At 36.0% G+C, this 24055-nt stretch carries 23 protein-coding genes; 2 read left to right on the top strand and 21 right to left on the bottom strand.

Translation table 11 applies throughout. The features are described 5' to 3' along the window. Position 1: 1 nt before the first annotated feature. The 7 genes from NFR29_RS01645 to NFR29_RS01615 form a co-directional block, all read right to left on the bottom strand. Complete coding sequence (locus tag NFR29_RS01645) at positions 2 to 1291, bottom strand: homoserine dehydrogenase (RefSeq protein ID WP_251422251.1); 1290 nt, start codon at positions 1289 to 1291, stop codon at positions 2 to 4. A gap of 25 nt (positions 1292 to 1316) precedes the next feature. After that, a complete protein-coding gene (locus NFR29_RS01640) occupies positions 1317 to 1766 on the bottom strand; it encodes an ACT domain-containing protein (protein ID WP_251422248.1) in 450 nt (149 codons plus the stop codon). A gap of 15 nt (positions 1767 to 1781) precedes the next feature. Continuing rightward, positions 1782 to 2768 carry a lysylphosphatidylglycerol synthase transmembrane domain-containing protein gene (locus NFR29_RS01635; RefSeq protein WP_251422245.1) on the bottom strand — a complete coding sequence of 329 codons (987 nt, stop codon included), beginning with the start codon at positions 2766 to 2768 and terminating at the stop codon, positions 1782 to 1784. Then, the gene (locus tag NFR29_RS01630) at positions 2765 to 3619 is read right to left on the bottom strand and encodes a ChbG/HpnK family deacetylase (protein ID WP_251422242.1); all 855 of its coding nucleotides are present in this window, start codon (positions 3617 to 3619) and stop codon (positions 2765 to 2767) included. The genes NFR29_RS01635 and NFR29_RS01630 overlap by 4 nt, the downstream gene beginning before the upstream one ends. 153 nt (positions 3620 to 3772) lie before the next feature. After that, complete coding sequence (locus NFR29_RS01625; RefSeq protein WP_251422239.1) at positions 3773 to 4579, bottom strand: TrmH family RNA methyltransferase; 807 nt, start codon at positions 4577 to 4579, stop codon at positions 3773 to 3775. Beyond that, the gene (locus NFR29_RS01620) at positions 4561 to 6291 is read right to left on the bottom strand and encodes an ABC transporter ATP-binding protein (protein ID WP_251422236.1); all 1731 of its coding nucleotides are present in this window, start codon (positions 6289 to 6291) and stop codon (positions 4561 to 4563) included. Before NFR29_RS01620 ends, NFR29_RS01625 begins: the two co-directional genes overlap by 19 nt. Continuing rightward, positions 6288 to 8006, bottom strand: coding sequence for an ABC transporter ATP-binding protein (locus NFR29_RS01615; protein ID WP_251422233.1), 1719 nt, complete (start codon positions 8004 to 8006; stop codon positions 6288 to 6290). The genes NFR29_RS01620 and NFR29_RS01615 overlap by 4 nt, the downstream gene beginning before the upstream one ends. A gap of 212 nt (positions 8007 to 8218) precedes the next feature. Between NFR29_RS01615 and tpx the strand changes: the two genes are divergently transcribed. Both tpx and NFR29_RS01605 read left to right on the top strand, forming a co-directional pair. Then, complete coding sequence (tpx, locus tag NFR29_RS01610) at positions 8219 to 8734, top strand: thiol peroxidase (RefSeq protein ID WP_251422231.1); 516 nt, start codon at positions 8219 to 8221, stop codon at positions 8732 to 8734. 73 nt (positions 8735 to 8807) lie between these two features. Then, positions 8808 to 9209, top strand: coding sequence for a phosphate-starvation-inducible PsiE family protein (locus tag NFR29_RS01605; protein WP_251422228.1), 402 nt, complete (start codon positions 8808 to 8810; stop codon positions 9207 to 9209). 107 nt (positions 9210 to 9316) lie between these two features. On the opposite strand, the gene NFR29_RS01600 is transcribed toward NFR29_RS01605, so the two are convergent. The 14 genes from NFR29_RS01600 to lepA form a co-directional block, all read right to left on the bottom strand. After that, positions 9317 to 11218 (bottom strand): type I glutamate--ammonia ligase, encoded by a 1902-nt coding sequence (locus NFR29_RS01600; protein WP_251422225.1) that lies wholly within the window; start codon positions 11216 to 11218, stop codon positions 9317 to 9319. A gap of 149 nt (positions 11219 to 11367) precedes the next feature. After that, complete coding sequence (locus NFR29_RS01595) at positions 11368 to 11811, bottom strand: GatB/YqeY domain-containing protein (protein WP_251422223.1); 444 nt, start codon at positions 11809 to 11811, stop codon at positions 11368 to 11370. 71 nt (positions 11812 to 11882) lie between these two features. Continuing rightward, positions 11883 to 12062: a 30S ribosomal protein S21 gene (gene rpsU / locus NFR29_RS01590; RefSeq protein WP_004695751.1), complete on the bottom strand. Its 180-nt coding sequence runs from the start codon at positions 12060 to 12062 to the stop codon at positions 11883 to 11885. A gap of 151 nt (positions 12063 to 12213) precedes the next feature. Then, entirely contained in the window at positions 12214 to 12558 is a 345-nt protein-coding gene (locus NFR29_RS01585; protein ID WP_251422220.1) for a histidine triad nucleotide-binding protein, read from the bottom strand. 26 nt (positions 12559 to 12584) lie between these two features. Continuing rightward, entirely contained in the window at positions 12585 to 13880 is a 1296-nt protein-coding gene (mtaB, locus tag NFR29_RS01580) for a tRNA (N(6)-L-threonylcarbamoyladenosine(37)-C(2))-methylthiotransferase MtaB (protein WP_251422217.1), read from the bottom strand. Positions 13881 to 13970: 90 nt separating this feature from the next. Then, entirely contained in the window at positions 13971 to 14690 is a 720-nt protein-coding gene (locus NFR29_RS01575) for an RsmE family RNA methyltransferase (protein ID WP_251422214.1), read from the bottom strand. Further along, on the bottom strand, positions 14668 to 15558 hold the full coding sequence (locus tag NFR29_RS01570) for a 50S ribosomal protein L11 methyltransferase (protein ID WP_251422211.1): 891 nt from the start codon (positions 15556 to 15558) through the stop codon (positions 14668 to 14670). The genes NFR29_RS01575 and NFR29_RS01570 overlap by 23 nt, the downstream gene beginning before the upstream one ends. 55 nt (positions 15559 to 15613) lie before the next feature. Further along, positions 15614 to 16765 carry a molecular chaperone DnaJ gene (gene dnaJ, locus NFR29_RS01565; protein ID WP_251422208.1) on the bottom strand — a complete coding sequence of 384 codons (1152 nt, stop codon included), beginning with the start codon at positions 16763 to 16765 and terminating at the stop codon, positions 15614 to 15616. Positions 16766 to 16781: 16 nt separating this feature from the next. Further along, positions 16782 to 18620, bottom strand: a complete 1839-nt coding sequence (gene dnaK / locus NFR29_RS01560; RefSeq protein WP_251422205.1) for a molecular chaperone DnaK — start codon at positions 18618 to 18620, stop codon at positions 16782 to 16784. Between the two features lie 24 nt (positions 18621 to 18644). Beyond that, positions 18645 to 19169 (bottom strand): nucleotide exchange factor GrpE, encoded by a 525-nt coding sequence (grpE, locus tag NFR29_RS01555; protein ID WP_251422202.1) that lies wholly within the window; start codon positions 19167 to 19169, stop codon positions 18645 to 18647. 12 nt (positions 19170 to 19181) lie between these two features. After that, positions 19182 to 20198, bottom strand: a complete 1017-nt coding sequence (gene hrcA, locus NFR29_RS01550) for a heat-inducible transcriptional repressor HrcA (protein WP_251422199.1) — start codon at positions 20196 to 20198, stop codon at positions 19182 to 19184. Positions 20199 to 20388: 190 nt separating this feature from the next. Further along, positions 20389 to 20991, bottom strand: coding sequence for a nitrite/sulfite reductase domain-containing protein (locus NFR29_RS01545; protein ID WP_251422196.1), 603 nt, complete (start codon positions 20989 to 20991; stop codon positions 20389 to 20391). 64 nt (positions 20992 to 21055) lie between these two features. Next, entirely contained in the window at positions 21056 to 22228 is a 1173-nt protein-coding gene (gene hemW, locus NFR29_RS01540; RefSeq protein ID WP_251422193.1) for a radical SAM family heme chaperone HemW, read from the bottom strand. Further along, positions 22229 to 24028 carry a translation elongation factor 4 gene (gene lepA, locus NFR29_RS01535; protein WP_251422190.1) on the bottom strand — a complete coding sequence of 600 codons (1800 nt, stop codon included), beginning with the start codon at positions 24026 to 24028 and terminating at the stop codon, positions 22229 to 22231. Positions 24029 to 24055: the final 27 nt, after the last annotated feature.

Raw genomic sequence — 24055 nt, 5'->3', positions numbered from 1 at the left:
ATTATACTTCCATGATTCGAATAACACTATTAACTTCTTGTACAGAGCGAAGACTATTAAAGGATTCGATTAAGTTTAAAATATAAGACCGTGGACATTTAGATGTTACAATAGCAAGCACTGCTGTTTCAGGGTCCATATTTCTCTGTACGATGGATAATACAGAAATTTTATTTTCTGCCATTTTAGCTGAAATTTTGGCCAATACCCCCATTTTATTATCAACTGCTAAACGAATGTAGTAGCTAGATTGGACTTTACCTGGGGCATAGATATTTTTTTGATCATAATAGAATGGCTTAAAATGGCCTGTAGCGTCAAAAGCAATATTTTTAGATACTTCCATAATATCACTTACTACAGAACTACCAGTAGGTAAACTACCAGCACCTCGACCATAGAACATAGCATCATCGATACCGTTCCCTTTAATATATAAAGCGTTATAAGAGCCTCGTACAGATGCTAGTGGATGTGTCAAAAGTACAAAAGCAGGATATACATTGAGGGATAAGCCTTTAGATGTTTCTTTCGCGCTGCCTATTAGTTTAATGTTATACCCAAATTCTTTACCGAAATCGATATCTTCTGTATCAATGTTAGTAATCCCTTCTACGGTTACATCTTCAAAGAAGATACGGCGATTAAAGCTAATAGATGCTAAAATAGCGAGTTTTCGAGCTGCATCTAGACCTTCTACGTCAGCTGTAGGATCAGCTTCTGCATAACCTAATTCTTGGGCTTCTTTTAACACATCACTATAGCTTAAGCCTTCCTCGGTCATTTTCGACAAGATGAAGTTTGTCGTACCATTCATAATACCTACTAGCTCGGTAATGCGATTACCACCAAGGGAATCATAAATTGTTTTAATAATAGGAATACCACCTAATACAGAAGCTTCAAATTTTAAATCGACCCCATTTTTATGAGCTAAATCAAGTAAATACGGTCCAGCTTCTGCTAACAAATCTTTATTGGCGGTAACTACGCTTTTTTTAGCTTTCAATGCTGCTTCTACGCAATCTTTAGCAAATGTAGTACCGCCCATGAGTTCTACAACGATACTGATAGAATCATCGTTGATAATATCTTCTACATTCGTTACATATGTAGTATGACTCGGCAATGTAATATTTTTATATTTATCTGGATTGCGCACAAAGATTTTAGCAATCTCAATATCTACATCTGTACGATTCGTAATGAGTTCAGCATTTTCTTGTAACAAATTAAATGTCCCTTGTGCAACAGTGCCAAAACCTAATAAGGCAATTTTTACAGTCTTCATACTAGTCCTACTCTCTTTCACAAGCCTATGCTTGGCCTAAAATTTCAACCTTAATAATTCCCTTCATAGATCGAATATCGTGAAGTAAATCTTCCAGGGAACCTTGTAAATTTTTCGTTTCAAAAGAAATACTACTATTGGCGATTCCTTGTAAAGGAATATCTTGATTGATCGTTAAAATACTGCCATTTTTATCCGCAATTGCTTTCAATACGCTAGATAACATACCTGATTCATTTGACATAGAAACAGTAATACTTACAATTTTACCTTGGGCGATTTCAAAAAATGGAAATACATAATCTTTATATTTATAATAGGCAGAACGACTCAGATCCATTTTTTCTACTGCTTCATTGATAGTTTTTACTTCCCCTAACTTTAATATTTCTTTTACTTTAATGGTCTTTTTTATCGCTTCAGGAAGAATATCTTCTTGCACTAAATAAAATTTATCTGCTTTAGGTTTAGACATAGTAAGCCTCCTTGCTTAACTTGATGTTTCACGAGCTACAAACTGGCGTCCATATAAGGTGAGTGTGCCATACATACCAATAAAAAATGGTACATATTCAGCTACAACTCGCCATGCTACGGCAACAATTCCTACAGTACCAATCGGTACATAAGGTGCAAATAACATAACAAATAAACCTTCTGCCACACCGGCACCACCTGGAGTTGGGGCAAAATAGAGAATCAAATTTAATACAATCATTCGATCTAACACTTGAACGATTGGTACATCTGTAGTAAAAGCAAACATCAAGGCTGGCGCAATGCAATATAAACAAATCAAACTCAATCCAGATTCTATAAATACTACAAATGATTGCCATGGTTTTCTATATAATAAGCCAAAGCCTTGATTTAATGTTTCTAACTTTGCTAACCAATCTTTTGTTTTATTAGCTTTAAATCGATTGGCCATAGTATATACAAATTGTCGCATATACTTCGTTTGTAAGGCATAGGTCCCTATCAACGTCGCTAATACGACCAAAATTGAGAAAATTAACAACATATCGCGCGATATATAGGGTACTTCCATGGGATCGTAGAGAAAAATAATAGGTAACATAAGTACTAAAAATAGTATGGAAAAGACTGTTCGTATTAATACGATGGGAGTTCCTTTTCCCAATGGTACACCATATGTTTTCAATACAAGCACTTGCGCTACGGCACCACCACTAGCACCAGGCGTTAGCATAGCCATAAAGTAATTACTAAATATGACCCGCAACACGGCTTTAATGGATAACTCATAGCCGCCTATTTTGACTAGTCGTTGTAAGCGCAAGCCATCAAAATACATACCCAGCGCTAATGCTAGTAAAGCTAATAAGATGGATTCCCAGTTAAAGGTAGACAGTGTTTGCAACGCTTCTAAATCAATGGTGTAATAAATAATCCCTATGGATATAGCAAATAGCAAGGTAAACATGGCTATGCCACGCTTCATCATTTTTGTCATTGCAAATCCCCGTAATTAATCAATTCTATATCATGTTGTAAAATATAGCGACGTACATGATCAGATGTAAGAGCCTCTAACTCTTCTTTCCAATGATAATTCCAATTATAAATTCGATTTAACATCGTATTATCTATACCGGGATGAGTCATGATTTCATGAATGCCTGGATAGTCTTTCACTTCTTTTAAAATCCGAATCAATGCGATTTCTGTTAATTGTCCTCCATTAATCATCCCCCAAAAATATTGGTTAATATGAATACCCTTTTGTCGAACTGTACTCATAGCTTGTTCAGCTATTGATGACAGGCCTAATTTACCTACCATTCGGAAAGGATTGTACACACCATTGATAAACAGCCCTCTTTCATTAGGGATGCGCATGGCTTTAATGTGATTTGTCAAAGCTTCTTCCATAACGATTGGCAAAATAGTAGGCAATATATGCATATGTTGATGACCATCTACATGGGTAATTCGTAAACCTGTATTGACGATTTTTTCTATTTGCCGAGAAATTTCTAGTCGTACTTCACTATAGTTAATATCCCCTTTATAGAGACGTTTCATGAATTCAATATAGTTATCTACAAAAACTCCATCCTTTGTAACTAAACTAGGAACTTCTTTAGGATCGCTTACAGGTGATAATCCCCCTACTAAAGCTATGTGTACACCAATACCTAGAGTGTCATGTTCTTTAGCCATAGCTACGGCTTCATTAAAAGCATGTCCTGTAGCTAATAAGGATGTACTTGTAATGACGCCTGTTAGATGACCATCTATAATCCCTGCATTTACCGCAGAATGTAAGCCAAAATCATCAGCATTTATAATCAGTTTAGACATAATAGAACTCTTTCTTATAAAAAAATGGGAGAACATTGTTCTCCCAGAAAGGATATATGTTATTGTACCAAATACAGAGAGGTAAAATCAATACAAAATATAGATTAATGTTTACTGTAAATGGACTTTTACTACTGTTAAAGGGTTCTTTTTCTACATCTGTTCCCTTACTTTGTACATACACAAAGCTGCTGCTACAGCTACATTGAGGGACTCCATAGGGCCATACATAGGAATAGTAATTCCTACTTGGCATAAGGATAGGATTTCTTTTGATACCCCATTCCCTTCATTACCTACTACAATTATTGATTTCGGAGCATAAGCAATCGAATCATAAGACTGTGCTGCTTCCAATGTAGTGACATAAGCAGTCATGCTATGATCCTTTAAGATATCGTTAAAGGTGCTAATCGTAATATCTTCGTAAATAGGAATGTGATGGAGTGCACTCATCGTACTGCGCACTACTTTGTCATTATATACATCTACCGTCCCCTTCAATAAAAAGACACCTTTAGCGCCTGCCGCTACAGCTGTTCGTATAATAGTCCCTAAATTTCCTGGATCTTGGACGCCATCAATGGCAATATAGAGCCCATCATCAAAGGTTGCCTCGTCCAAAAGGTGTGTTGTTTTTTTAGCTATGCCTATAACCCCCTGAGTGTGGACGGTATCTTCTAATTTAGCAAAAATAGGGTCTTGTACGATAAAAATCTTAATAGTCCCTATCGCTTGTATTTGAGAAATCAATGTTTCGATCTCTTTAAGAGATGCTTTTGATTCTTTCACTAATACAACTTTCAAAGCATCGCGATCTAATATATCACGGATAAGACGAACCCCTTCTAGAAGGTATTCATTATATGTTTGTCGATATTTTCTTTGCTTTAATAATAAGGCTCGTTTAATCCTTTTGTTGTCTTTAGAATGGATATATTCTAATGTTGATGGCTCCATAATTGATAAAATTCTCCTCGTTTTTCAATGAGCTCTGTAAAAGTACCTGTTTCTACTATTCTACCATAGGACAATACGACGATTCGATTGGCTTGTTCCACTGTAGAAAGTCGATGAGCTACATTGATAATAGTCTTTTCCCCTCGTATAGTTTCTATACTTTTTTGAATTTGCCCTTCAGTATGACTGTCCACATTCGATGTCGCTTCATCTAATAATAAAATAGGCTTATTTACAATTAATGTTCTAGCAAAAGCGAGTAATTGTTTTTGTCCATCTGATAATAAAGCTCCTAAATAACCTACAGATGTATTATATCCATTCGGCAAATTTTCAATCATGCTATGAAGATTCACTTTTTGAGTAGCCTCTACGATCTCTTCTTTTGTAATAGATGTATCATAGAGATTTAAATTATCTTCTATGGAGCCTTTAAAGAGATAGGCATTTTGAAATACATAGCCTATAATATTGCGAATCATAGAGCTATCATAATCAGCTAAATTGTAGCCATTAATATAAATAGCGCCTTTGGTAGGATTTAATAAACCCATTAATAAAGACAATAATGTAGATTTGCCACTTCCAGATAAGCCAACTACACCAATATATTCACCACGGCGAATCGTTAAATGAAAGTCTTCTAACGCATAATGCTCATCATTATCATAGGAAAAATACACATGATCGAAGACGATACTGTCAATCTGTTTAAACTCTTCTGGTACGGTAGTCACCAAATCTCGTTTCTCTTCTTCAAGAACAGGAACTAATCGTTCAGCCCCTGCCAAAGCACTTTGTAGGGAGTTATATTTTTCTGCAATTTCTTTCATAGGTTGGAAGAATCTATCCATATATTGAATGAAAGCAAATACAGTTCCTGCATCGGCTACTGATTCTAAAAGATTAGTCATTGTAAAAATAATAATTAAAGCGACGAAGAAAAGAGCATCCACGAGTGGTCTAAAAATAGAGAAAGTAATAACTTCAAAAATCCCTGCATCTAAAAATTCTCGATTAACTTTATCATATCGCTTTTCAATAATCTTTTCCCCTACATAGGTTTTGACGATAATAATATAATTAAGCAATTCCTTAATACTTGAATTAGAAGCTGCCACAGAAGTCCTAACTTGTCTAAAAGCGCGCCGTGAAAACTTCTGATAAACCCATATAATACCACCCATAACAGGTAGTAAAAGGGTCATCACAATCGCTAAGGGAACGTTGATGGCGTACATAAAACATAGAATACCAATGATCATTAAACCGCTGCTAATGAGCTTTAAAATGACATCACTATATAATGTGCGCAATGATTCTACATCATTAGTAATACGAGTCACCCAATTACCGATAGGCGTTTCTTGAAATTCATGAGAGCTTTTATGCGTGATTTTTTCAAAGACTGCACTTCGGATATGGTAAATGATTTTTTGTCCAAAAGAAGCTAGCAAATAGTTTTCCAACAAAATAAACACAATACTCCCAACAATGGTTAAGGCATAGACACCAGCATAATATTCGATAGTGTTGATATCCTTGATAGCAAAGCCATAATCAATGACTTGTTTCGTAATATAAGGTCGCCAAAGAGAGAGAAATAAATTCGTCATGAGAGCCATAGCTGCTACAATTAAGAGCCACATATAAGGCTTTATATAATTTGTTAAATGTAAAAATAGAGTTACGTCGCTTTGTTTTTGTTTCATCGCTGACCCCTCCTATTTTGTGCACTGTACAAATTATAATAAATCCCTTCTTTTTGTAGCAATTTTTGATGAGTTCCTACTTCAGCAATCATACCATCATCAAAGACGATGATTTGATCAGCGTTTTCGATAACTTCTAATCGTTGAGAACTACAAATAATAGTTTTATTTTGGACAGATTGCAATGTTTTTACAATCGTATTTACCGTAATAGCGTCTAAAGCGGAAAAACAATCATCTAAAATAAGATAAGGCGCATTTTTATAAAAACCACGAGCCATATTGATGCGTTGCTTTTGTCCCCCTGACAAATCACGGCCTTCTTCTTGTAATGTGCTTAATGGGTTGTCTAAAGCATCCCCTAAATCTCTATATAAGGTAGCCATTTCTGCAGCTTCCTGAACAGATATATGGTTACTGTTTTCGTAACCAAAGGAAATATTATCGCTAATACTCGTCCCTAATAGGTAGGACTGTGTTGGCACATAGCTAATGGAGTTCCGCAATGTACCTAACGAGATGTTCCGAATATCTTGGTTGTTAATATAAACTGATTTTGGTGGAGCGCTTTCTAAACCAAGCAATAATTTAAATAATGTAGTTTTACCAGAACCAGGCTTTCCTACAATGCCGATAAATTGGTTTGGTTCTATCGTCAAATTCACTTGTTTTAACGTAGGCGACTTTGATCCTTCATAAGTAAAGTTTAAGTACCGTATATCAATAGGCCCTAATGGTAATTGGTTTTCACCAATAGAAACATCTTCTACAGGGATGTCCATAAACTCTACAATACGGTCTAACGAAGCTAAACCTTTTTGCATAATAGCTACTAAGGATCCAAAACCAATCAACGGTCCTACAATAAGCATAATAAAAGAATTAATGGTAACAAATTCCCCTACGGACATCGCCCCTTTTACTGCTAAGGTACCACAAATATAGATACTAATAGCAACACAGATAAAGGGTGCTACCATAGTTAATGGTGTCAATAAGGAATCGTAAAGAGCCACTTCCATATTGTGATTATAGTTTTTTCTATTAATGCTATTAAATAGATTTCCAATAATGCGCTCTTTATTAAATGCGCGGATGACATCCATCCCTTGAAACAACTCTTGTCCAAATTCTGTCATATCACTATAGGTATTTTGCGCTTGTCGCTGTTTCTTCCTCAATATACGACCTAATACAAAGATAGCCAATAAAATAAAGAATATGGGTGTCATAATTTGAGCTGCCAAAAGAAAATCGATTTTTTCGATTAAAATAATAGAGCCTAATATGGAATATAAAATAATATCTACAATGATCATGACGCCTAATCCTAAAGCTACTCGCAGTGAAGTTACATCATTAGTCATTAAAGCCATAACTTTTCCTGGTCCATGTAATTCATAATAGGTAGCAGGAATTTGTAAGGCTTGGGTACAAATACGTTGTCGAAATAAATATTCCATACGCCGAATAGAGCCTAATAAGGTACGTCTAGAAATAATTTTTAATACTGTAATAAGACTCCCTAAAGCGATAATGTAGTATATATAAGTAGACAATCCTTCTTTATTGTATTGCAATGTATCAATTGCATTGCCTACTAATTCGGGAAGAAATAAAAATCCAATGTCTATAATGGCCAACACAAGTAGCCCTAATAGATAAATAGACCCTTCTTTCCGAAAAAAATCTTTAAAAATGGTAGATGCCTTCATATGGGCCTCCTCTCTACTATGTATCCTACCATGTACTTTGGCTTTCATCTACTACTAATTAAAAAGAGTATCATTTATATATTCATCTAATTAGTTAATTAGTAACTATATCGAATTTTTTAGTTTACTAATAAAAAGGAAAATGATATACTATTTCATAGATATATAAATCTTAAATTATTAACTCAATAGACTCTTAGGAGGAATGAAAGATGGAAAAACGTACTGGTGTTGTAACATTTGCAGGTGGCCCTATCACTTTAGTGGGTCCTGAAGTAAAAGTAGGTCAACAAGCACCTGAATTCACATTATTATCTAACGATTTACAACCAAAAACTTTAAAAGATTACGAAGGTAAAGTAAAAGTAATTTCTGTAGTACCTTCTCTTGACACTGGTGTTTGCGATGCCCAAACTCGTTGGTTCAACCAAGATGCTACAAGCTTATCTGATGACATTGTAGTATTGACTGTATCGATGGACCTTCCATTTGCTCAAAAACGTTGGTGTGGTGCTGCTGGTGTTGATAAAGTTGAAACTTTATCTGACCACAAAGACGCTTCCTTTGGTGAAAACTATGGTTTCTTAATCGACGAACTTCGCCTATTAACTCGTGGCGTAGTTGTAATTGGTAAAGATAACAAAGTAACATATGTAGAATATGTTCCAGAAGTAACACAAGCAGTAAACTTTGATGCTGCTTTAGAAGCTATTAAAAGCGCTATCTAATAGAGTATAATAAAAGCTAACTCTTTCGAGTTAGCTTTTATTTATTATTTTTGTTTTATAAAAAGAGGTTATTGTGCAATCTATTCTTTCTAAATTATTTCGTATTCTTACTATCGTTATGAATACGGCTCTTTTCATTGCTGGCATCGCCCTTTGTGCAGCCCTCGTTGATTCATTAATCACCTTAATTTACACTGCCTGGGAAAGTTTTTTTGTAGACGCTAATTATAATGATGTAGTAGGAGAGTTAATTACGTTCTTCTTATACTTTGAATTTTTAGCATTAATTACTAAATATTTTAAAAATAATTTCCACTTCCCTCTCCACTATTTTCTCTATATCGGTATTACTGCTATTGTACGATTGATTATCGTATCCCATGATACGGCATTAGACGTACTCATTTGGTCAGTCTCTATTCTAGTCTTAGTGTTAAGTCTATTATTAGTAGAAAAATTTGTACAACGAGATTAATAGTAAAAACCGGTTATTTTCCTTTGATCATTCATCAAAGAAAGATAACCGGTCTTTTTTATGTTCTTATCTACTATAAAAGAATAGATACTACTATGTAAGATGTATTAGAAAATATTTTTGCTATAGTTAGCATATTTTTCTTCTAACTCTTCCATTTTATCGTTCATTTCAATTTGCAATTTAGAAGCTGTATCGTAATCACCAGCTGCTAAAGCATCAGTTAAACGAGTAAATAAAGATGTTCTTTCTTCGCTATCTTTAGCAAGGTAAAAACGCAACTCATTTACTTCTGCATATCGTTTATCATCAACACTATTATTAGTCTCTGTATGAACTGCTACCATATCCCGTACAACTTGTAAGTTATTAGGAATGATACGATGTGCTAATACTAATTTCCAACGTTTTAAGATAGATGCAATAAAGGATTCCATCAAATCTTTAGTAAATCCATCACCTTGCGCTAATGTTTCCACTAATTGAGGGTTATTTTTATAGCCCAAAATATTTTCCCATACAGTTGCTGGTGCTACACCAAACATTTGATTCCGTTCTTCTTGTGTGTAATCTTCAAATACATCTTTTTCAGAACGATATGCTCGGTTTGTATCTAAGTAATCTGCAGGTTCCCCTACTTCTTTCGATAATTCTGCTACTAATTCTGCCTGTGTTTTACCACTAGTAATGGCATATTTCATACCGTCAAAAGCAGAAATGTAGATCAATGCCAATGCCGTATATGTATTTGTATAAGGATTTGGAGAACGCAATTCATAACGGGTAGCCATTGGATTATCAATGTCTCGAATCAAACCGCAAAGAATCGTACGGTTACGGCTCGGTTCAGAAGGATCAGTACCTAAAGACGTTACGATACATACTGGTGCCTCGAAACCTGGTTTCAATCGATTCAAAGAGTCTGTTGTAGAGCTAATAAATGGATTGATTGCTTCATAATGTTTCAATAAGCCCATGATCGCGCCAATACCTAATGAACTAGCTGCTTCTTTTTTCATATCTTCTGGGCTAAATAAGTTGACTACTTTACCGCTTTTTAATTTAGCCATTACACCGAAATGTGTATGCTCCCCAGAACCAGCAACACCGATAATTGGTTTTGCATTAAAGGTTACATCTAAACCATTTTCACGGAATACTTCGCGAACGATAATACGAGCTTGTAATTCATTATCAGCAGTTTGTAATGGATTATTAGAGAATTTCCAGTCAATTTCCAATTGTTCAAGTACTGCATCTTCATGACCATCTTCGTCAAGTTTTGCTTTTACACCACCTACTTCTTTATGGCCCATTTCAGCAACCATACCGTATTTATCAAGGCGTTCTACCGCTTGTTCAAGAGCCGTACGAACAGAACCGTGTGTACGTTGCCAATATTGTTCTTGTAAACGCTGGGAAATAGAAAGCTCTTTCTTCGTAATATTTTTAGTTGGTTTTTTTACCCAAAACTCTAATTCTGTAGCAGATGTGAAAATAATATCTACAATCTCATCTGTATTGATATGTGGCATGCTAGGCAAGCCTTTTTCTTTAATTAACGCTAGTAATTCATTACGTACATAGTCGCAGCTACGTTTTAAAATAGAACGGGAATCTACATATCGATAATTGTGCATTAAGAATGCAGGAATACGCAATGTACCTGTTGGTAAACCAGTAGCTTCGTCAATATTTTCATAGTTATAATCAACGAACCAATTTACACTTGGATCACCCCACATATCTACACGAGCATTATTCAAGGTAGCAATATTTGTTAATACTACAGAGGAACCATCTGTTTGAACGGCGCGGCCTTCAAAGAAAGATTCATAGTCATCGAAAAATGCAGACATAGGAATTTTTTCATCTGTATCATTACCAGCAAGGTCGATACCTACAAGAGATACAAATTTAATTTCTGGATGTTGTTCTAATAAAGATAACACTCCTTCTTTACCATATTGACCTGCCGGAATATAGTACAATAATTCTTTTGTAGCCATAATTGCCTCCTAAACGTACAAAAAAAGACTCTAACCAGTAGATACACAAAAGTATATCTACAAGTAGAGTCTTCGTTGACTAATTATTTTCTTGTATTCATAGTATCACATAGTAAAAATAATTGTCAATTATTTCTATAGAATTTAAATTATCCTAATAATTCTTTTACAATCGTATTGACTACTTTACCATCAGCGCGACCTTTTGTATGAGGCATAACGTGTTTCATTACATTCCCCATATTCACATCATTGCCACATGCTTTGATAGCTTCTTCTACGATTTGACGAATTTCTGCTTCCGTTAATTGAGCTGGCATATATTTTTGCAACACAGCCATTTCTGCTTTAATAGTTTCGATTAAATCTTCACGGCCTGCTTTTTCAAATTCCGCTAACGAATCTTGGCGAGTTTTCATTTCTTTCGCTAAAATTCCTAAAATACCGTTATCATCTAATTCTACTTTATCATTAATTTCTGTGTTTTTAATAGCACTATTAACCATTCGGATAACAGATAAAGCGACTTTACCTTCTTCACGGGCTTTCATAGCGGCTTTCATATCTTCTTTTAATTGATCTTTTAAGCTCATTATAGCCTCCTTATAGAGTACAAAGAAACCCTAATTCACGTCTTTGCAGATTAGAATTAGGGTTGTCATTCTTATGCTCTGAATTTGCGTTTTCTTGCTGCTTCAGATTTTTTCTTTCTTTTTACGCTTGGTTTTTCGTAGTGTTCGCGTTTTCTTACTTCAGACAAAACACCTGCTTTTTGGCAGGAGCGTTTGAATCGGCGAAGAGCACTTTCAAGCGTTTCGTTTTTTCCGACTTTGATTTCAGACATCTATATCCCTCCCTCCAAAAATAATATCAGGGAAGTGCTGATAATTTTAATACGCACATATACATATTATATGTAGAACACTAGATTCTGTCAATATATGAGGGCGCATTTTATAGGGAACTTTGAAAGTTTTATAAAATGGGATCTATTTTTATGCTTCTGGCCATCCCATCGGCTCTCCTCCTAATAAATGGGCATGCATATGGAATACAGTTTGACCAGCTTCACTGCCAGTATTAAAAATCAAGCGATATCCTGTTTTGCTAATACCTAATTCTTTTGCTACATCTCGAACGAATGGCAATAAACCATCTACATACTCTTCATTTTTATCTGTTAAGTGAGCAATATTAGCTACATGGTTTTTAGGGATGATCAAAACATGTACCTTTTTCACAGGGCTAATATCGTGAAAAGCATAGAATTTATCATTCTCTAATACTTTTTTTGATGGAATCTCACCATTTATAATTTTACAAAAAATACAATCGCTCATAAGTCTTACTCCTTTCTTGTACGAAATTATTCAATAATGACAAATTCACCGTCTAAACCAACGATAGTACCACCTACTACATCGCCAATAGAATGTTTACCATTCGATTTATATTTGCCATGAATATATTCATTGGTTAAGCCAATATAATAGCCATCTTCTTCTTTTTCGATAAGAATGTCTCCCGCTTTACCGATACGTGATTTCGCATACGCTTCATAACCACTTTGGCTTAAATTATTTAATAAAGCTATGCGAGTCTTTTTCACGGCTTCTGGCACTTGGTCTGGCATAGTGGCAGCTGGTGTACCTTCTCGAATAGAATAAGGAAATGCATGAATATGAGTAAAACCAAGCTCCCTTATTGTACGCAAGGTCTCTTCAAAGTCTTCATCACTTTCCTGCGGAAATCCTGCAATAATATCAGTTGTTATGGATAAATCAGGAATGCGGTTTCTTAAATCTTTAATTAAATCCTTGTATTCTTGCAATGTATAATGACGGCGCATCAATTTCAAAATATGATCGGACCCAGCTTGGAGTGGTAAATGTAGATGTGAACACACACGTTTATTGGTAGCCATTAATTCTATCAGTTCATCCGATACTTCTACAGATTCAATAGAACCAAAACGGATGCGATGAAGCTCAGGAATCTCCAATAACGCTTTCACCACATCGGCCAAAGTAGGCCGCCCAGGCAACTCAACACCATAATTACCGAGATGAATGCCGGTAAGCACAATTTCATGGAACCCATGAGCAACTAATCGTTTAGCCTCGCTCACAATATCGTCGATTTTTCGAGATTTTAATTTTCCCCTCGTATAAGGAATAATACAGAAAGAGCAGTAGTTATTACACCCTTCTTGAATTTTCATAAATGCTCGTGCTTTATCTGATTCATTACCAAATAATGGCATTTCTTCAAAATTGGACTCTTCCATAATATTGCGGACCGCATTAATTTGTTTCTCTGTTGTTTCTAGTTGTTCTACTAATTCAACGATCTTAGCGCGATTATTAGTGCCAATAACAAGATTTACACCTTCAATAGCAGCAATCGCATCTGGTGCCAATTGAGCGTAACAACCAGTGACAATAATATAGGCATCATTATTTTGACGCTTTGCTTTTCGAATGAGTTGACGAGATTTCTTTTCCCCCATATTCGTTACAGAACATGTATTGATTACATAAATATCGGCTACTTCATCAAAATCAACAGCTTTATAATTCTTTTGTAAAAATAGACCTTTCATAGCATCTGTATCGTATTGATTAACACGACACCCTAAGGTCGTAAAGGCAACGGTTTTCATTACACCTCCTGTTCTATATGTATAAATATGGTAAAAGCTAAATCATATAGATACATAAGTTTCTATCTCTATAGAATATTTGTATAACTATTATAATTCTATCTCATATTGAATCATCGATAATGCAGCAATAGCCGCCGTTTCTGCTCTTAAAATAGTAGGTCCTAACGTAATCGATTGACCTCCACTATTTATAATATCATTGATTTCTTTCTCTTGAAAGCCTCCCTCAGGTCCAATACAGATTAATATGTCTCTATCATCTTTCTCTTCCTGTAAAGCTTGCTTAATCGAGTATCCATCTTCTCGTTCATAAGCAACTAATTTTATGGCTTCTTTTTCTAATTCCATAATAGAGGAAATCGTTTCATTGATTACAATTGATGGCAATTGACTACGACCGCATTGTTGAGATGCTTCCAATGTGATTTTATCCCACCGGTTTAGTTTGGCTTGTAATTTTTTGTCATCATATTTAACAATGCTATTAGCAGTAGTTACTAAATAGATGGTATCCACATTTAATTCCGTCGCTTTCTGTAGAACCCACTCTAATTTATCCCCCTTTAGCAAAGACTGTACAAGTATAGTTCGATGAGTCACCGTAAGTTCTTCCACAAACTCAATGAGAGATGCGCGAGCTTTACCATGTTCTTCACCACTAATTTTATATAACGCAGATCGATTATCACTACCAGTTACAGTCAATGGTTGATGTACATCGTGACGAAATACACGAAGGTGATGTGTTATCTCTTTGTCTAATATAATTTCATCTGTTAAAGGGCTATCTATAAAGATTTTTTTCATCTTTTTTCCTCAGTCCAAACGTATGCCAAGAGCCATTTACCAACTCTGTTTCAATGTCCCAATAATCCATAATGAAAGGCATAATCTCATCATATCGATCATCGATAATACCACTAATAATCAACACTCCTTGATGATCTAGTTTTTTACCGATAGTTGGTAATAATACTTTCAAAGGGTCCACGGTCAAATTAGCCAATATAATCTGCGCCATCCCTTGAAAGTCTCTATCTAAATCACCATGAATAATAGCTGCCTCAACATGATTATGTTCAGCATTAATGGCCGCTTGTTTAGCCGCATTTTCATCAATATCAATGCCCACTAAATTAGATATGCCCAATTTAGCAGCAATCAATAAGAGAATGCCGGTCCCAGTACCAATATCAAGACAAGTGGTATTTTTTACATCACCATCTAATCGTTCTACATAAGATTGTAATAATGTAGCACAAGATTTTGTTGTTTCATGAGAACCTGTGCCAAAGGATAAATCAGAATCAATTTCTATAATTTCCTTATGGTCGACATTATCATAATCCTGCCAAGCTGGCTTAATAACAATGTTAGGTAATATTTCTGTAGGCTCTATATACTGCTGCCAGGAATTATACCAAGTAGACTCATCAATCGTATTTATTTCCACATTATAGATGTGAATCTCCTGTTGGTTAAATTGATTTTTTATATCAGTGATAACATCATCTACAGAAAGGGATGGATCAATGTAAATCGTTAGTTTTTGTTGATTTGCCATCCCTTCTATATCTTCTTCTATAATACCATTGTCTGCATAATCGCTAAAAAGAGTAGTCACCATATCGGTGGCTACTCTTTCGCAGACAATGGATATTTCTATCCATTGCATACATGCTCCTTTACTGGGTTCCTAGCGGAACGAACCATTCTTTAACAAGAGCTGTTCATCTAGTTAAACAATCTTTTATTTTTTCAAAAAGACTTTTACTTACTTGTAAATTATTAACGTCTTCATCGCTTTCACTAGCAAAACGCAATAATAATTCTCGTTGTGTATCAGTCAATTTCTTAGGCGTTTGTACTGTTGCCACAATATGCTGATCCCCTCGTTGATTAGGATTGCGCAGGTATGGAATACCTTTTCCTTTCACTCGGAAGGTAGTACCTGTTTGAGTCCCTTCTGGGATTTTTAATTCTACTTTGCCATCTAATGTATTGACTTGTATAGTAGCACCTAGCGCAGCTTGTGCAAAACTAATATTGACACGGCTCACTACATCATTACCAGAGCGTTCAAATTCTTTATGTTGACGTACATAAATATATACGTATAAATCGCCTTTAGGGCCACCTAAAATACCTGGTTCACCTTCATTAGCGACGCGCAATCGGGAGCCATTATCTACACCAGGTGGGATTTTAATAGCGATTTTACGTTTCACCAACATTTCGCCAGTATCGCGACATTTTGAACATGGTTTTTCGATGATTTTACCAGAACCATGACAGCGAGAACAAGTTCGCACCGATTGCATACGACCAAAAGGTGTATTTTGGATCACTGCTTCTTGACCTGAACCATTACAATTTGGGCAAGTATCTACTTTTGTACCTGGTTCACCACCAGTACCATGGCAATGATCGCATTCTTCATGACGATGAATTTCGATATCCATAGATTTACCGAAAGCAGCATCTTCAAAAGAAATATCAATATCTTCTCGAAGGTCATTCCCTTTTTGTGGTCCTTGTTGCGCGCTAGCACCGCCACCGAAGAACATGTCAAAAATATTATCGAAACCGCCGCCACCGAAGCCACTGAATCCTCCAAATCCACCTTGGAACCCACCGGCACCAGCGCCGCCTCCTTGTTTGAAGGCGTCGTGGCCGAATTGGTCGTACTGAGCTTTTTTAGTTTCATCAGACAATACTTCGTAAGCTTCATTAGCTTCTTTAAATTTTTCTTCTGCTTCTTTTGGATTGTCTTTATTTACATCTGGATGGTATTGGCGAGCCTTTTTACGAAAGGCTTTTTTAATTTCATCTTGGGATGCATTTCTATCAACCCCTAAGATGTCATAATAATCTCTTGCCATTCCTTACCAACCCTTCTTATTTCTTTTCATCATCTACTACAGTGTAATCTGCATCTACTACATTATCATCAGCACTTGTATTGCCTTGTGAATTAGCATCACCTGTAGCTTGTTGTGCTTGTTGCGCTGCTGCATACATTTGTTCAGCTAATTTATGTAGTGGCGTAGTTAATGCTTCGCTATCTTTTTTGATATCTCCAATATTGCCGGATTCGATAGATTTTTTAAGTTTATCTTTTGCTTCTTCAACTTCTTTCATCAATGCAGCATCACCTTTGCCTTCAAGATCTTTTAAGGCTTTTTCTGCTTGGTATACAAGAGAGTCAGCATTGTTTTTAATGTCTAATTCTTCTTTTCTAGCTTTATCTTCTGCTGCATGAGCTTCTGCTTCTTTTACCATGCGCTCGATTTCGTCTTCTTTCAAACCACTAGAAGAAGTAATAGTGATTTTTTGTTCTTTTTGTGTACCCAAATCTTTTGCTTTTACATGAACGATACCGTTCGCATCAATATCAAAAGTAACTTCGATTTGAGGTACCCCACGAGGTGCTGCAGGAATGCCATCTAAATTGAAACGACCTAATGTTTTATTATCCGCTGCAAACTCACGCTCACCTTGAAGTACGTGAATATCTACAGATGGTTGATTATCAGCTGCTGTCGAGAACACTTGAGATTTAGAAGTAGGAATTGTCGTGTTACGATCGATAATACGTGTAAATACACCGCCCATAGTTTCGATACCTAAAGACAATGGAGTTACATCGAGAAGCAATACGTCTTTTACTTCGCCTACTAATACACCGCCTTGAATAGCAGCACCAATAGCTACAGATTCATCTGGATTTACATTTTTAGTTGGTTCTTTACCAAGTTCGCGTTTAATTGCTTCTTGTACAGATGGAATACGAGTAGAACCACCAACTAACAATACTTTATTAATATCAGCTGCTGTTAAACCTGCATCAGACATAGCTTTGCGCGTTGGTTCAATAGTAGCTTGTACAAGATCAGCAGTTAATTCATCGAATTTTGCACGGCTCAATGTTACATCTAAATGTTTAGGTCCTGTTGCATCAGCAGTGATGAATGGCAAGTTAATATTTGTACTTGCTACACCAGACAATTCGATTTTTGCTTTTTCTGCAGCCTCTTTTAAACGTTGATCTGCTAATTTGTCAGTAGATAAGTCGATACCAGTTTCTTTTTTGAACTCTTCAATTAAGTAGTTCATAATGCGTTGGTCAAAATCGTCACCACCGAGGTTATTATTACCAGATGTAGCTAATACTTCGAATACACCATCACCTAATTCAAGGATAGATACGTCGAATGTACCGCCCCCAAGGTCGAATACGAGAATTTTGCCATTTTCATCTTTATCTACACCGTAAGCAAGTGCTGCTGCTGTAGGTTCGTTGATAATACGGAGTACATCAAGACCTGCAATAGCACCAGCGTCTTTTGTAGCTTGACGTTGAGAATCTGTAAAGTAAGCTGGAACAGTAATAACTGCTTGATTTACAGTTTCACCTAAGTATGCTTCTGCATCAGCTTTGATTTTTTGAAGAATCATAGCAGAAATTTCTTGCGGGGTATAAGATTTACCTTCTACCTCTACTTTATAATCTGTACCCATATGACGTTTAATGGAAATAATTGTGTTTTCTGGGTTTGACACAGCTTGTCGTTTTGCTAATTGGCCTACTAAACGTTCGCCATTTTTTGCAAAACCTACAACGGAAGGAGTCGTACGAGCCCCTTCTTGGTTCGTAATAACAACTGGTTCGCCGCCTTCCATAACAGCCACACAAGAGTTCGTTGTACCTAAATCAATACCAATTACTTTTGCCATATTATATGACCTCCTAAAAATTATTTATTCTACTACTTTTACCATTGCAGGACGAATGCAACGTCCATCAACAGTGTAGCCAGTTTGTAATACTTCAGATACCGTATTCGATTCAAACTCATCAGACGGTACGCGCATAACAGCTTGATGCAAATTAGGATCAAATGGTTGACCTACTGCATCAATCGTTGCCAATCCATGTTTTGACAACAAAGCCATTAAGTTTTGATGAATCATAATAAATCCATCTAGAAATACTTTGGCGTCTCCTTCTGCAGGAGCTTGTACGGCTCTTTCAAAATTATCTAATACAGGAAGCAAGTCTGTAATAATATCACCTTTAATAAAACCTGCTAGTTGTTCTTTTTCTTGATGTGTACGGCGTTTAAAATTTTCAAAGTCAGCTTGTAAACGCTTATATCGATTATCAAATTCTGCCGTCAATGCTTCTACATCGATAGATTCCTCTACTACTTCTTCTGCAGATGAAGTGTCTGTCGTTTCAGCATCTTCCTCAAGAATATCCTCTTTTACTTGTTCTTCAGCCATATTGTTACCTTTCTATTTTTGATTTCTTGCTATAGATTCCATTAATTGTTTCATATACGTCAACATATTAATAATACGCCCATATTCCATTCTTGTTGGCCCTAATATAGCCAAAGTACCAAAACTTTTATCGTCTTGTGAAAAATCAGCTTGAATTAAACTCATATCATTTAATTCTGCTATATTATTTTCAGATCCAATTTTAACCTTTATAGGGTGTTTAGAATCATCTTGTAGCACATGCCCTAATTGATGTTGTTCTTCTAACAATGAAAGCACTGGCTGCATCTTTTCTACACTTTTAAATTCAGGTTGTTGTAAAAGTTCTGTAGCACCTACAGAATAGAATAATTTACGCTTTGTTATACTTCTTAGCAATGTCTCGCCAATTATTAACAATAACTTTCTGGACCCATTCATACGACTAATGAGTACGCTCATAGATTGGGATGTAATATCTTGTAAAAACCAATTTTGCACAGCATTAGAAAACTGAACAGCTAAGCGCTGTAGTTCTTCCGCCTCTACAGGTTCATCAAAATACATCAGTTCATTATCTAGCGCTCCTGTAGCAGTAATGACAACCATAACGGCTTGATGACTATCTAAGGGCAATATATGAATGTATTTAAGCAATACGCGATCATGGGCTGGCGCTAAAAATAAACTCATACTATGGCTAACTTGAGATATAAGTTTAGCCATACTTAAGAATAGTTCAGTGCTAGCACCATTGGCATTGTCCCATACTGTGCGTATCCGCGCAGCATCTTCGCCGAGTACAGGTCCTTGATGCATCATAGAATCAACATATAAGCGATATCCTTTATTAGATGGTATGCGTCCTGAAGACGTATGGGGTTGCTCTAAATAGCCTAATTCTTCTAAATCAGACATTTCATTTCGAACAGTGGCCGGACTAATGCCTAAATCATAATTTTTCGCAATCGTCCTAGATCCCACAGGTTCTGCAGACTTAACATAATCCTCTATAATTGCTCGCAAGATGCGTTGTTTTCTTTCATCCATAATGACACCTCACTTGTTAGCACTCGTTAAGTTTGAGTGCTAATCGCATGTATAATATTATCACATAGAAAATAAAAGTCAAGAGAAAATATCGTAAAAAGTCAAATAAAATCAGTTTAGTCAAAAAGACAATAAAGAAAAATACTAAGGTAGTGAGTCCCTACCTTAGCATACTAAGCCTCTATTTAATTTATAGCGTAACACCTTCTAAGGGATTTCCTAATCTAACCAATACATTATGAATTCGCTCACGCGGTTCACCATGTTCACTATACCAATTGATCAATATACGAGCAGCTTTTTTAGCCTCTTCTATCGTTAAATTACGCGCTAAAATCGTTCCGGCTACTGGATTATGTCCAGTTCTGCCCCCTACAGCCAATAGAAATCCTTGAGATGTACCGATAAAAGCGATATCTTTAACCATTGCATCAGGACAGTTTCGGCCGCAGCCGCTCACGCCAATTTTACACTTATGAGCTAATTTCTTCCCATAGAAATTCTTTTCAATATAATCAGCTAATTCCCACGTTTCCATTTGCCCGTTTTTACAATGACCTTTACCAACGCAAGCAATTAGGGAATTGAGCCCCCTATGAACAACAGGTATAACACCATCTGGCAATTCTGCAATTAAAGCTTCTTTATCAGCTTTTTCAATGCCAATAATTTGAAGGCCTGTCACAACATGGCGAAAGGAACCGCCATATTTTTCAGCCAATACAATACAAGCTTTCATTTGATCTAAGGAAAATTCATTACGCAGTCCATGTAATATAACAGATGTTTTCATCATTCCTCCTATAACATGGGCATTCATCATCATCCTAATTATTATATCACGATTATAATAGAGGTCATATAAAATGTGTAAATACGTAATTCCCTCGTTTAATACCTTCTTTTGTTAATTTATAAACCCCTGCTTCATAGACTATGAGGCCTTGATTTATTAATGTTGCCAATACATCACTGTATTTTAATGCAAGAGAAATACCAAACTTCTCATAAAATCGTTTTTCTGAAAGTCCCCATTTCGTCCGCAGTGCTAAAAAGGAATAGTCTTCCATAGCTCTATCTTTAGAAATCACTTCTTCTTGTACAATAGGAAGTTCATAATTATCAACAGTTCTTGCATAAGGCATGACATTTCGATTATTTTCTCTCCTTACACCTTTGTAAAAGGAATGAGCCCCTGCGCCAAAACCTAAATAATCAGAGTCATGCCAATATTTGAGATTATGTGCGCTATAGGCGCCATCTTTAGCAAAATTAGAAATTTCATATCGTTCAAACCCTAGTTTTTCTAATCCACCTATAATCGTTTCATACATCTGCTCTTCACTATCCTCATCAGGTAAAGATAGTAATTCTGTATTTACTAAATGATACAAATATGTCCCTTCTTCTACTTGAAGACCATAAGTAGACACATGATTAATAGGTACAGAAGAAATGATACGAAGAGTCTCTTCTATATCAGCTCCCTTTTGGTTGGGCAAACCATAGATTATATCTATATTAATATCAGGAAAACCTACATCATGAGCCATCTTCACTGCTTCTATGGCCTCCTCACCAGTATGGCTTCGCCGCAACATTTGTAAAGCCTCGTTATTAAAGGTTTGAACACCAAAACTAATTCGTTGAAAGCCTAACTTTCGTAGTCCTACTAAATAGTCTCGTGTTACCTCCCCCGGATTAGACTCTATGGTGAAATAACAGTCATCAGCTAAGTGATAGAGAGATTTTATATGGTCAATAATTTGTTCCAATTGTAAAATTGATAATTCTGTTGGCGTGCCGCCCCCAAAATAAACCGTATCGATCAAAATGTCGCCCGATTCAGGATAAGCTTCTTTAAACAATGTCATTTCTTGCAATAAAGCATATAGATAGGTATCGTAATAGTCCTGCAAATTTTGGTAAGCAGGAAAATCACAGTATATACATTTTTGTTTGCAAAACGGGATATGGATGTACATCCCCATACCCCGTTCTACCAATCGTAATGATTGATTACTATTCATTTAATCTTCTACCTTTAAGATTGCCATAAATGCTTCTTGTGGAATTTCAACAGAGCCCACTGATTTCATACGTTTCTTACCGGCTTTTTGTTTTTCAAGCAATTTACGTTTACGAGAAATATCGCCACCATAACATTTGGCCAATACGTCTTTACGCCATGCTTTTACAGTTTCTCGAGCTACAATTTTAGTCCCTACAGCAGCTTGAATCGGTATTTCGAACATTTGACGCGGAATTAACTCTTTCAATTTCTCTGCTAAAGCACGTCCGCGAGTAGCTGCACGATCCTTATGTACAATAATGGATAAAGCATCAACAGGATCTCCATTTAAGAGAATATCCATTTTCACCATAGGTGATTGTTGATAACCAATCAATTCATAATCTAATGAAGCATAGCCTTTCGTAGCAGATTTCAATTTATCGAAATAATCATAAATGATTTCACTTAATGGCAAGTGATACACTACGGATACCCTAGTTTCATCTAAATATTCCATCGATTGATATTCGCCTCGTTTATCTTGTGAAAGCTCCATAATAGTACCTACAAAATCTTTAGGCACTATAGTTGTAGCTTTTACATAAGGTTCTTCGATATAATCGATTTCTGTAGGCGGTGGCAACTTCGCTGGGTTATCGACTTCTAGCATTTCCCCATTTGTTTTATACACCTTATAGTTTACAGATGGTGCTGTCGTGATAAGGGATAAATTATATTCCCGCTCTAAACGCTCTTGAATGACGTCCATATGAAGAAGCCCTAAAAAACCACATCGGAAACCAAAGCCTAAAGCTAATGACGTTTCGGCTTCATATTCTAGCGCTGCATCGTTAAGCTGTAATTTCTCTAACGCATCTCTAAGATTTTCATAATCTTTAGAATCTGTTGGGTATAAACCACAATATACCATAGATACAGCTTTTCGATACCCAGGCAATGGTTCAGCAGCAGGATTATTAGCTAAAGTAATGGTATCTCCAACGTGACAATCTTTTACATTTTTAATACTCGCCGCTACACAACCTACAGAGCCACAAGGAAGTTCTGTAACAGGTACTAAATGAGGTGTAAAAATAGCCAACTCAGTAACATCAAAATCCTTATTATCATGCATCATGCGAATTGTATCTTTAGCTTTTAAAGAACCTTCTTTTACGCGTACGTATGCAATAGCACCTTTATAAGCATCAAATCTCGAATCAAAAACAAGGGCTCTCGTTGGTTCATTGGATTTATCTTCTGGAGGAGGCACTTTCTTTACGATAGCCTCTAATATTTCAGGAATACCAATACCAGATTTAGCAGATGCTAACACTGCTTCTGATGCATCAAGACCAATAATATCTTCAATTTCTTGTTTTACTCGCTCTGGATCAGCAGATGGCAAATCAATTTTGTTGATAACAGGAATAATTTCCAAATCATGCTCTAACGCAAGATATACATTTGCCAACGTTTGTGCTTCTACACCTTGTGCAGCATCTACTACTAGTAAAGCACCTTCACAGGCCGCTAGTGATCGAGATACTTCATAACTAAAATCTACATGACCTGGCGTATCAATAAGATTTAACGTATATTCTTCACCATCTTCTGCTTTATATAAGATACGTACAGATTGCGCTTTAATCGTAATGCCCCGTTCTCGTTCTAAATCCATAGAATCTAAGACTTGGGCTTCCATTTCACGTTTCTGCAATGTACCAGTATATTCGATTAAACGATCGGCAATAGTCGATTTACCATGATCGATATGGGCTATAATACAAAAGTTTCGAATCTTTTCGGTTGACATAATATTTCAACAAATCAGATGATTTGT

The organism is Veillonella agrestimuris (genome assembly GCF_943193065.1).
In the GTDB taxonomy this organism is placed as follows: Bacteria; Bacillota; Negativicutes; order Veillonellales; family Veillonellaceae; genus Veillonella; species Veillonella agrestimuris.
This window is presented reverse-complemented; position numbering and strand designations above follow the sequence as displayed.